At 69.0% G+C, this 8,086-nt stretch carries 7 protein-coding genes; 5 read left to right on the forward strand and 2 right to left on the reverse strand.

Going from position 1 to position 8,086, the window contains the following annotated elements:
• Position 1 precedes the first annotated feature (1 nt).
• Positions 2-880, forward strand: coding sequence for an NAD(P)/FAD-dependent oxidoreductase (locus tag RIF93_RS16365; protein ID WP_309092516.1), 879 nt, complete (start codon positions 2-4; stop codon positions 878-880).
• On the opposite strand, the gene RIF93_RS16370 is transcribed toward RIF93_RS16365, so the two are convergent.
• Positions 877-1,302: an Lrp/AsnC family transcriptional regulator gene (locus RIF93_RS16370; RefSeq protein WP_309092517.1), complete on the reverse strand. Its 426-nt coding sequence runs from the start codon at positions 1,300-1,302 to the stop codon at positions 877-879. The two genes, RIF93_RS16365 and RIF93_RS16370, sit on opposite strands and share 4 nt — an antisense overlap.
• 136 nt (positions 1,303-1,438) lie before the next feature.
• Between RIF93_RS16370 and RIF93_RS16375 the strand changes: the two genes are divergently transcribed.
• The 4 genes from RIF93_RS16375 to RIF93_RS16390 all read left to right on the forward strand — a co-directional run bounded on the left by RIF93_RS16375 (position 1,439) and on the right by RIF93_RS16390 (position 6,482).
• The gene (locus RIF93_RS16375; protein WP_309092518.1) at positions 1,439-2,548 is read left to right on the forward strand and encodes a saccharopine dehydrogenase family protein; all 1,110 of its coding nucleotides are present in this window, start codon (positions 1,439-1,441) and stop codon (positions 2,546-2,548) included.
• A 4-nt stretch (positions 2,549-2,552) separates the two neighbouring features.
• Positions 2,553-4,091: an aldehyde dehydrogenase family protein gene (locus tag RIF93_RS16380; protein ID WP_309092519.1), complete on the forward strand. Its 1,539-nt coding sequence runs from the start codon at positions 2,553-2,555 to the stop codon at positions 4,089-4,091.
• Positions 4,092-4,176: 85 nt separating this feature from the next.
• Positions 4,177-5,130, forward strand: coding sequence for a MoxR family ATPase (locus RIF93_RS16385; protein WP_309092520.1), 954 nt, complete (start codon positions 4,177-4,179; stop codon positions 5,128-5,130).
• On the forward strand, positions 5,130-6,482 hold the full coding sequence (locus RIF93_RS16390) for a VWA domain-containing protein (RefSeq protein ID WP_309092521.1): 1,353 nt from the start codon (positions 5,130-5,132) through the stop codon (positions 6,480-6,482). Before RIF93_RS16385 ends, RIF93_RS16390 begins: the two co-directional genes overlap by 1 nt.
• Positions 6,483-6,488: 6 nt before the next feature.
• Here the strand turns inward: RIF93_RS16390 and RIF93_RS16395 are convergent, their stop codons facing one another.
• Positions 6,489-7,988 (reverse strand): MFS transporter, encoded by a 1,500-nt coding sequence (locus tag RIF93_RS16395; RefSeq protein WP_309092522.1) that lies wholly within the window; start codon positions 7,986-7,988, stop codon positions 6,489-6,491.
• Between the last annotated feature and the right edge of the window lie 98 nt (positions 7,989-8,086).

Below are 8,086 nucleotides of genomic sequence, written 5' to 3' on the forward strand. Positions count from 1 at the left end.
CTTGGTGATCGGCGCAGGCCCCGCGGGGCTGACCGCCGCCATCTATCTCGCCCGCTTCCGCCGCAACTTCGTCGTGATCGAGTCCGGCGGCAGCCGCGCCGCCTGGATCCCGCGCAGCCACAACCATCCTGGCTTCCCCGACGGTGTGAACGGCAAGGTCCTGCTGTCTCGGATGCGCAAGCAGGCGGAGAAGTACGGCGCGGACATCCGCTCAGGACGCGTTGAGACCCTGACGCCGCTGAAGTCCGGCTTCCGGATCGAGACGGAGAACGAGACCTTCCGCAGCCGCACGGTCATCCTGGCCACCGGCGTCATCGACAACGCGCCGAACATCCCTGGCCTGGAGCGCGGCGTCGAGAAGGGCCTCGTTCGCATCTGCCCGATCTGCGACGGCTATGAGGTCATCGGCTGCCGGGTGGGCGTCATCGGGAAGGACGACCACTGCGCCCGCGAGGCGATCTTCATTCGCACCTGGTCCGATGACGTCACCTTCATCCACGTGGGTAAGGATCCGCTGCCGAAGACGCTTGCCGCCGACTTGAAGAAGGCCGGCGTCGACGTGATCGACAGCGCCATCCAGGCCGTCGAGATCCGCAGGCGGAAGATCACCGCCTTCGACTTCGGCGAGGACGAGAAGCGCAGCTTCGACGTGGTCTATTCGGCGCTGGGCGTCACGCCGCGGGCGCAGCTCGCGGTGCAGGCCGGCGCCAAGCTTGACGACAGCGGTCGGCTGGTCGTGGGCGACCACCAGGAGACGTCGGTGCCAGGGCTCTACGCCGCCGGCGACGTGGTCCGCGGCCTGAACCAGATCTCCACGGCGGAAGGCGAAGGCGCCATCGCCGCCACCGACGTGCACAACCGGCTGCGCGAGGGCCGCTAGCGGTCGAACTTGGTGGACAGCACCAGCGAGGTGTTGGTGCGCTCGACGCCCTTCACCGCGCCGATCTCGTCGATGATGGCGTCCATCTCCGCGACGCCGGCCGCTTCGGCGGTGGCGATCATGTCGAAGGGACCGCTCACCGACTGGAGACGGGTGACCCCCGGCATGCGCTTCAGGGCCGAGGTCACGGCGGCGGCCTGCTTCGGCTCGACGGTCAGCATGATGAAGGCGTGCACGCGGCCGGCTGCATAGGTGGGCGCGAGCTTCACCGCATAACCCGCGATCACCCCGCTGCGTTCGAGGCGAGCGAGCCGGCTCTGCACCGTGGTCCGCGATAGGCCGAGCGCGCGGGCCAGCTCCGCCACCGGCGCGCGGGCGTTCTCGCGAAGGCGGGCCAGCAGGTGCTCGTCGAGGTCGTCCATAGGCGCGGGCATTCGGCGGTTCGTCCAGCAGCGTCGTCGATACGCCCAGAATAGCCCCGCGATTCGCCGGGGCGCCAATTGTAAATGGCTTGGCCTTTGCCGACCCTGAGTCCCTCAAAGGTCAGGGAGGCACGTGATGCGCAAGGTCGCCGTCATCGGGGCAGGAAAGATCGGGTCGACCGTCGTCGACCTGCTGGTGGGTTCGGGGTCCTACGAGGCGCTGGTCGTCGACCAGTCGGCCGCGGCGCTGAAGGCGCTGCAAGGGCGCCACCGCGTGACCACCGCCGCCATGGCCATCGACGATCCGCAGACGCTGGCGGAGCGGATCAAGGACTGCTTCGCGGTCGTGAACTGCGCGCCCTATCACCTGACCACCGTCGTCGCCCGCGCCGCCAAGGCGGCCGACGCCCACTACCTCGACCTGACCGAGGACGTGGCCTCCAGCCGCGTCGTCCGCGAGCTCGCCAAGGAATCGAAGACCGCCTTCATCCCGCAATGCGGCCTGGCGCCCGGCTTCATCACCATCGCCGCCTGGGACCTCGCCAAGCACTTCGACGAACTGCACGACGTGCGCCTGCGCGTCGGCGCCATGCCCCGCTATCCGTCGAACGCCCTGAACTACAACCTGACCTGGTCGACCGACGGGGTGATCAACGAGTACTGCGAGCCGTGCGAGGCCATCGTGAACGGCAAGCTGCGCGAGACCCCGGCGCTCGAGGAGCGCGAGGAGTTCGCCCTGGACGGGGTGACCTACGAGGCGTTCAACACCTCGGGCGGCCTGGGCACGCTGTGCCACACCCTCGACGGCAAGGTCCGCAACCTCAACTACAAGACCATCCGCTATCCCGGGCACGCGGCCATCATGAAGGCCCTGCTCAACGACCTGAACCTGCGCAATCGGCGTGACGTGCTCAAGGACATCCTGGAGAACTCGGTGCCGGCGACCATGCAGGACGTGGTGATCGTGTTCGTCACCGTTTCCGGCATGAAGGACGGCCGGCTGATGCAGGAGACCTACGTCAACAAGGTCTATGCCCAGGAGATCTACGGCGAGCTGAAGAGCGCCATCCAGATCACCACTGCCGGCGCCATCTGCGCGGTGCTGGACATGCTGGCCGACGGCAAGCTGCCGCAGACCGGCTTCATCCGGCAGGAGGACATCGGCCTTTCCGACTTCCTCGCCAACCGGTTCGGCCGCTATTACGCGCCACAAGACGCCAACCTCCTCCGCGCCGCCGCCGAGTAAGCTGATGAACGCCCCTGTGAAGATCGCCTCCGCCGCGGCCGAAGCCGCCGACGTCCTCAAGCGCCTCGGCGTGCCCGAGAGCCTCTGGACCGGCGGCAACCGCCCGGTCCGTTCGCCGGTCAGCGGCGAGGTGATGGCCCATGTTCACGACACGCCGGTGGCCGAGGTGGACGCCGCCATCCAGCGCGCCCACGCCGCCTTCCTGAAGTGGCGCAACGTTCCGGCCCCGCGCCGGGGCGAGCTGGTCCGCCTGTTCGGCGAGGAGCTGCGGGCCGCCAAGGCCGACCTCGCCAAGGTCGTGACGCTAGAGGCCGGCAAGATCGTCTCCGAAGCGCTGGGCGAAGTGCAGGAGATGATCGACATCTGCGACTACGCCGTGGGCCTGTCGCGGCAGCTGTTCGGCCTGACGCTCGCCACCGAGCGCCCGGACCATCGGATGATGGAGACCTGGCACCCGCTGGGCGTCGTCGGCATCATTTCGGCCTTCAACTTCCCGGTGGCCGTGTGGTCGTGGAATTCGGCGCTGGCGCTGGTCTGCGGCGACCCCTGCGTCTGGAAGCCGTCGGAGAAGACGCCGCTGACCGCGCTCGCCACCCAGGCCCTGTTCGAGCGGGCGCTGGCCAAGTTCGGCGACGCGCCGGAGGGCCTCTCGGCGGTGATCATCGGCGGCCGAGATGTGGGCGAAGCCCTCGTCGACCATCCGAAGGTCCCGCTCGTTTCGGCGACGGGCTCGACTGCCATGGGCCGGGCCGTCGGGCCCCGTTTGGCGCAGCGGTTCGCCCGCGCGCTCCTGGAGCTGGGCGGCAACAACGCGGCGATCATCGCCCCGACCGCCGACCTGGACCTCGCGCTGCGCGGCGTCGCCTTTGCCGCCATGGGCACGGCGGGCCAGCGCTGCACCACCCTGCGTCGCCTGTTCGTGCACGAGAGCAAGTACGACGGCTTCGTCGCCGCGCTGAAGGCGGCCTACGCCTCCGTGCCGGTGGGCGATCCCCGCGAGGCCGGCACGCTGGTCGGTCCGCTGATCGATGCCGCCAGCTTCGAAGCCATGCAGAAGGCGCTGGCCGACGCCCGGGCGGCCGGCGGCAAGGTGCACGGCGGCGAGCGTGTCGACGCCGGCGAAGACGCCTTCTACGTCCGCCCCGCCCTGGTCGAGATGGACGCGCAGACTGACGTGGTGAAGCGCGAGACGTTCGCGCCGATCCTCTACGTGATGAAGTATCGCGATCTGGAAGAGGCCATCGCGCTGCAGAACGACGTGCCACAAGGCCTGTCGTCGTCGATCTTCACCAACGACATGCGCGAGGCCGAGCTGTTCATCTCCGCGCGGGGTTCGGATTGCGGCATCGCCAACGTCAACATCGGCCCCTCGGGCGCCGAGATCGGCGGCGCGTTCGGCGGCGAGAAGGAGACCGGCGGCGGCCGCGAAGCGGGCTCCGACAGCTGGAAGGCTTACATGCGCCGGGCCACGAACACCCTGAACTACGGCAAGACCCTGCCGCTGGCCCAGGGCGTCAGCTTCGAGATCAAGCCCGCGCCCTAAAGGCCTTCCGAACGGCTGTTTGCGTCGCGGGAGAGCGCTTGGCACAATCGCCAGGTTCTTTCCCGCGATTTCGAAAGCCGTTCCATTGACCGTTTCCACGCCTGCGCCGGCCAATGCCGGCGCCGATCCGTTCGCGTCCGTCGAGGCCCTGATCGAGGGCCTGGCCAGCGTCGGCTACATCGCCTCCCGCCGGATTGCGACGGCGCTCTACATGGCCGTGAAGCTCGAGAAGCCGATCCTTGTCGAGGGTTCGGCCGGCGTCGGCAAGACCGAGCTGGCGCTTTCCACCGCCGCCCTGCTGCGCCACCCGCTGATCCGCATGCAGTGCTACGAGGGCCTCGATGAGTCCAAGGCCCTGTACGAGTGGAAGTACGGCAAGCAGCTGCTCTACACCCAGATCCTGAAGGACCGGATGGGCGAGGCGCTGGCCGGGGCGGCCTCGATGGACGCCGCCATGGAGCGCCTGCACGGCATGGGCGACCTGTTCTTTTCCGAGCCCTTCCTCGAACCCCGGCCGCTGATGAAGGCCCTGCGCGAGGACGACGGCTGCGTCCTCCTGATCGACGAGGTCGACAAGTCGGACGAGGCGTTCGAAGCCTTCCTGCTGGAGGTGCTGTCGGCCTACCAGGTCTCGGTCCCGGAGCTGGGCGTGCTGAAGGCCAAGACCCCGCCCTTGGTGTTCCTCACCTCTAACAACGTGCGCGACCTAGGCGACGCCCTGAAGCGCCGCTGCATCCATCTCCACATCCCGCTGCCCGAGGCCGCGCTGGAGGAGAAGATCGTCGCCAGCCGCGTGCCGGGGATCGAAGCCAAGCTGACCCGCGAGCTGGTGGCCTTCGTCCAGTCGCTGCGCATGATGGACCTGCGCAAGGCGCCGTCCATCTCCGAAACCGTCGACTGGGCCCGCGCCCTCGTCCTGCTGCATGCCGACAGCCTGGACGCTGCCGTGGTGCGCGACACGCTGAACGTGATCCTGAAGTTCGAGCAGGACATCGCCGCGGTCGAGCCCCAGGTCGTCGAGTTGCTGCACCGGCGCTGATGCAGGGGACGCTCGAGCAGTTCTTCCGGGCGCTCCGCGCCGCCGACGTCCGGGTCTCCCCGGCCGAGGCGATCGACGCCACGCGCGCCGTGGCCGTCACCGGCTTTTCGGACCGCACGCTGTTCAAGGACGCGCTCTGCGCGACGCTGGCCAAGTCGGCGGACGAGGTGGCGCGGTTCGACGCCACCTTCGAGGCGTTCTTCGCCCGCGACCGAGCCGAGCGGTCAGAGGGGCCGAGCGCGGAACTCTCCCAGTCCGAGGCGGCGCAGGTGGCCGACTCCCCGCTCGCCCAGGCGGTGCTGCAAGGCGACGCCGCCGCAGTCCAGCAGGCGATGGAGGAGGCCGCCCACCGGGCCGGCGTGGCCGAGATCCGGCTCACCACGCAGCGCAGCCGCATGACCCGCCGGCTGCTGGAGGAGATGGGCCTGGAGGAGATCGAGGCGATCATCGCAGGCGCCCGCCGCCTGCCCGACGGCGAGGGCGAGGCGCTGGCCGAGCGGCTGGAGGCGGCCCGGGCGCGGCTGTTCCGAGAGGCGCAGGCCTATGTCCAGCGCCAGCACGACCTCTATGCCGCCACCTCCGCGCGCGAGCTTCGCGAGGAGCGGCTGATCCGTAAACAGCTGAACGCCGACGGCGGCGTCGACCCGGTCGACTACGCCCTGATGCAGCAGCTGGTGAAGAAGATGGCCAAGCGGCTGGCGGCCAAGTACGCGCGCCGCCGGCGGGCCGCGCAGAAGGGCCACCTGGACGTCCGCAAGACCCTGCGCCGCTCGACGGCCTACGGCGGCGTGCCGTTCGAGATCGCCTGGAAGGTCAAGAAGGTCGACAAGCCATCGATCGTCGTGATCTGCGACGTGTCGAAGTCGGTGGCCGCCGCCGCCCAGTTCCTGCTGACCTTCCTCTACTCCCTGAACGAGGTGGTCGAGCGCCTGGACGCCTTCGCCTTCTCAGGCCGGCTGATCCCGGTGGGCGACATCCTGGACGAGAACACCGTCGAGACGGCGATCTTCCAGGTGCTGCGCGAGATCGGCTTTCAGTCCACCGACTATGGCCAGGCGCTGGCCGACTTCTGCGAGAACCACCTGGACACGCTGGACCGCCGCACGACGGTGATCTTCCTGGGCGACGGCCGTTCGAACTACGCCGACCCACGGCTGGACCTGATGCGCCAGATCCACGACCGCAGCCGCGCGGTGATCTGGCTGAACCCGGAGCCCGAGAGCTACTGGGGTCAGGGCGACAGCGTGATGGATCGCTACGCCCGGTTCTGCCACGTGGCCAAGCAGTGCGGCACGCTGGCCCAGCTGGAGCGGATCATCGAGGACGTGCTGCGCAGCTACGTCCCGCACTAGCCTGGGCTACGAGCTGCGGCCGGCGCTGACGTCGGCGGCGCGCTTGAGCTTGAGGGCGGCGACGATCTCCCCGTGCCGGGCCCGGCTGATGCCATAGGGCGCGAAGACGAGCGCGCCCAGGGCCACCAGCACCGCCGGCAGCCAGCCCCAGGCCAACACCAGCTGCGACAGCACCTGTTCCGAGACGTCGGCGTTCACCTGCCGGCCCACCTCCTTGGGGAAGCGCAGCAGGTCCAGCGCCAGGCCGCCCAGCAAGAGGCCCATGCCGCCCGCGGCCTTGCCGGCGAAGCCCAGCCCCGAGAAGAACAGCCCCTCGCGGCGGGTCTGGTAGAGATGCTCGTGCTCGTCGGCGGCGTCGGCCATCATCGCGGGGAAGGCGATGAAGATCAGGCCCGAGCCCACGCCGAACAGCAGCGAGGTCAGCGACAGCCACGGCAGGGCCTCAGGCCCGGTGGGCGCGAACAGGCCGAACCCGCGTAGCCCCGGCAGCGCCAGCCAACCCAGAACCACGATGACGAAGCCGATGGCCACGACCGCCTTCTTCTCAAACCCCTTGAGTAGGGCCGGCGTCAGCGGCACCCCGATCAGAATGCCCAGCAGGTAGACATAGGTGATCAGCTGGATCGACTCGGGCCGAAGCTTCCAGACGAAGACGTAGTTGTGGTTGTTCAGCGCCTGGTGGAGGCCTGCCGCGCTGGTGAACAGCAGCATCGAGACGAACAGGATCAGGAACGTCCGGTTGCGCAGGATCTCGGTCATCTCGCCTACGAAGCGCCGCATCATCGGCTCAGGCGGCGTGATCGGCTGGGGCAGGCTCGCGGCATAGCGCCAGACGCCGGCGCAGCACACGAGGCCGCCGGCCAGCACGAGAGCGCCGATGGTCCACCCGAACAGCGGGTAGCGCTCGGGCCGCTGCAGCCCGCCCTCGCCCGCGAAGAACACGGAATAGGCCAGCGCGGTGATCAGCACGCTGACCAGGATGCCGGCCAGCAGGCGGTGGGAGACGATCCGCGAGCGCTCGACGTAGTCGTTCGACATCTCTCCGCCGAGGGCGAAGTAGGGGATGTTGTACATCGAGGCGAAGAAGCGCAGGCCGCCCTTCATCGCCGTCAGCCAGAGGAACAGCAGGAAGGGCGAGAGCCCGGACGGGGGCGCGAACAGCAGGCCCATGGTCAGCATGGTCAGCGGCGCGGCCAGCAGCATCACCGGCAGGCGCCGGCCGAAGCGCGAGCGCACGCTGTCCGACCACGAGCCGATCAGCGGGTCGGCGGCCGCGTCGAGCGTCATGCTGATGGCGAGGGCCGCGCCCACCATGCTCCCGGAGAGCCCCAGCACGGCCGTGTAGTAGAAGAAGATGTAGGTGTTGACGATCAGGTAGCCGGACTCGACGAACTGACCGATGCTGTAGAAGACCTTCACGGCCTTGGGCGGCCGGAGCTCGAGGGGCTCCGCCGGCGCCGCAGGCGCGCCCATGCCGTCGACGCCCAGACCTTCCGTAACCGCCACCTGGTTCCTCCCGTGCGGTTCTCTTGCTGGAACGACGGTACGCCCTCCGCAGGGCCCGGCAACCGTGACCCCACGTCACGCGGGGCGCGGGGTCACCA

Origin of the sequence: Phenylobacterium sp. (assembly GCF_031181185.1) — a bacterium.
In the GTDB taxonomy this organism is placed as follows: domain Bacteria; phylum Pseudomonadota; class Alphaproteobacteria; order Caulobacterales; family Caulobacteraceae; genus Phenylobacterium.

Excerpts from the sequence above, each read along its gene's own strand:
- RIF93_RS16390 (WP_309092521.1), top strand. The coding sequence starts at position 5,130 with ATGCAGGGGACGCTCGAGCAGTTCTTCCGGGCGCTCCGCGCCGCCGAC.
- RIF93_RS16380 (WP_309092519.1), top strand. The coding sequence starts at position 2,553 with ATGAACGCCCCTGTGAAGATCGCCTCCGCCGCGGCCGAAGCCGCCGAC.
- RIF93_RS16375 (WP_309092518.1), top strand. The coding sequence starts at position 1,439 with ATGCGCAAGGTCGCCGTCATCGGGGCAGGAAAGATCGGGTCGACCGTC.
- RIF93_RS16370 (WP_309092517.1), bottom strand. The coding sequence starts at position 1,302 with ATGGACGACCTCGACGAGCACCTGCTGGCCCGCCTTCGCGAGAACGCC.